Consider the following 2,122-nt stretch of genomic DNA (forward strand, 5'->3'; position numbering starts at 1 on the left):
GTACGCGGTGACGGTCATGGTCTCCCCCTGAGAGAGTTTCTAGCAGTGCTAGGACTTCCAGGATCGGGCGGACCGGCTGGAGAAGAGCGCCGGGGACAAACTCGACGCGAAGGCCGCGGCCGAAGGGAAGGCAGCAGGCAAAGGCAGCGACGAACTTGCCAAGGCCTCCAGCGCGGTGGACGGAGTCATCCAGAAGGTTCATGAGCTGGAGGCGGATTACCGGGCGGCAGCCCGTCAGGTCAGCAAGGAGCTCGACAAGGCCGGCGACATCGCGCCCGACGAGCCGGGCTTCTGGGACAAACTCGGCAAGGAGTCGGGTGAGACGGATCAGGAAGTCGTCGCGCAGGGCATCAAGGCACTCTTGCTCCGGGACCCATTGCGCGAGGTGACCTGGCTGGATCTCCCGTGCGGGCCGGCGGTCTGCGGAGTCAGCTTCCAGAAACTTGTCGTGGACGGCGGATACACGAAGTCCGGCCAGGACGAGGAACTCATCATGGGACAAATCCAGGTACACATCCCGTTCGCAACCGGCCCGTACACCGCTGTGTTTACCCTGGACACGGCTTCAGTGGAACAGTGGGATGAGTTCGCACACGCCGTGGCGGGAATCGTCGGCTCGGTGGAATTCCCGCCCTCGACCGCTCCTGCCGGTCTTCCCGACTGACCGAGTTGTGTTCCTCCGTGGAGAGATGACGTACTGATGGACTGGTATCCCGAGGCCGACGAGGACCTGCTGATCAGGACCGCGGCCAAATTCGCCACCGGCATCTCACCGGCTGTCTCCGGATCCCGCTGGTTCCGAGATCTCGAGCGCAACGACATCCAGCAGGAACTGCGTGACTGGCCTGCGGGTCCGAGCTACACCCTGCGTACGACTGGCGACCGTGTCGCGCAACGCACCGGCCGCGCCTTCGCCGTCGGGATTCCACTGATCGCCAACCTCATCGCGAACATCGGCGGAGCCGCCGGCTCGCCCTTCGGCGATGTACCCGTGCGTGGAAGGCCGGAGGAACCGGAGAACGAGGTCGAGGACTTTCCCGTCATGTGGGCCGCGCCCGACACTCTGGCGCGGACCGTGCCCTGGCAACTGGATCCTGCGCGCCGCCCCAAGGGCTATGCCACCGACCTCGCCCTGACGAGTCGGCGCCTGCTCTTTCTCGGTACCCGAACAGGCACATTGGACAAAGCCGACGTGCTCGCGGAATTCCCTCGCGATTCTCTCGCCGGAGCAAGGCGGATGACATACAGCGAGGCCGAAGCCGACGTACGGCTGAGCTTCGTGGACCAGTCCTGGATCCGTCTGTTCACCGGCAATCCCGACAGCGCCGAGCGGCTGTGCCAGCTACTCTCCGGAGCCGTCCACACCGTCGCCGAAAGCGAGTTGTCCCCGGGCCAGCGTGCCCGGCTGACGCGATTCCTCGGCGAACTCCCCAGCCGTTCCCAGCCCCCGGTCATCACCCGGCTCCGGAGCGGGATCGTCATGGTGGAGGTGAGTGCGCCCTCGAAGGCAGCCAAGGACGTTCACGAGACCCACTCCATCCTCATGGGTCCCTCCGGAGAAGCAGCGGCGCCGAAGCCGGGCGATCTGTAACGAGGTATGCATCCGAGGGCGGACGGCAACAGTATCGGCCACCCGCCACATATCGGCGTCGAGTAGCCGATCCAGCTCAAAGAAAGCCAAAGAGGCCGCGCGACACACCGCGGCCTCTTCAGTTGTCCGAATCGCTCTCCTTCTCTGCGTCAACCGTTGGCTGTTCGACCACGAAGGACCCCTTGCCGCGCACTGTGACGATGAGGCCGCGCTCGCGCAGTTCCTGTGCGGCGCGGCGTGCGGTGAGACGGGCTACGCCGTACTCGTCGGCAAGATGGTTCTCGGAGGGGATGGGCCTGTCCGGTGCCAGATCTCCAGATGCGATCTTCCCTGCGATGACGTCGGCCAGCTGAACATAGAGCGGTCTGGCGCTCATGGGGTCCAGCGGGGTCATCGGTTCTTCCTTATCGCTCATATGTCCAACGTAGAGCGGTATCGACCTGCACAATCGTATGGATCCCTCTGCCCGACCCCGGGGGCGGCCACGACACCGCCGAGCATCCGGCCGCCCCGGGGCCCGTCACTCCTGAC

General features: G+C 65.1%; 3 protein-coding genes. 2 read left to right on the top strand and 1 reads right to left on the bottom strand.

Annotated elements, in window-relative coordinates:
• Window positions 1–175 precede the first annotated feature (175 nt).
• Window positions 176–664 carry a hypothetical protein gene (locus ABZ646_RS45555; protein WP_360533389.1) on the top strand — a complete coding sequence of 163 codons (489 nt, stop codon included), beginning with the start codon at window positions 176–178 and terminating at the stop codon, window positions 662–664.
• 36 nt (window positions 665–700) lie between these two features.
• Window positions 701–1,591, top strand: a complete 891-nt coding sequence (locus ABZ646_RS45560; RefSeq protein ID WP_360533392.1) for a hypothetical protein — start codon at window positions 701–703, stop codon at window positions 1,589–1,591.
• Window positions 1,592–1,709: 118 nt separating this feature from the next.
• Here the strand turns inward: ABZ646_RS45560 and ABZ646_RS45565 are convergent, their stop codons facing one another.
• On the bottom strand, window positions 1,710–2,006 hold the full coding sequence (locus tag ABZ646_RS45565) for a GntR family transcriptional regulator (RefSeq protein WP_360533395.1): 297 nt from the start codon (window positions 2,004–2,006) through the stop codon (window positions 1,710–1,712).
• Window positions 2,007–2,122 lie beyond the last annotated feature (116 nt).

This window comes from Streptomyces sp. NPDC007162 (assembly GCF_040634175.1).
Taxonomy (GTDB): domain Bacteria; phylum Actinomycetota; class Actinomycetes; order Streptomycetales; family Streptomycetaceae; genus Streptomyces.

Bases quoted from the DNA above. Each gene is read 5' to 3' on its own strand.
- ABZ646_RS45560 (WP_360533392.1), top strand. From the start codon at position 701: ATGGACTGGTATCCCGAGGCCGACGAGGACCTGCTGATCAGGACCGCG.
- ABZ646_RS45565 (WP_360533395.1), bottom strand. From the start codon at position 2,006: ATGAGCGATAAGGAAGAACCGATGACCCCGCTGGACCCCATGAGCGCC.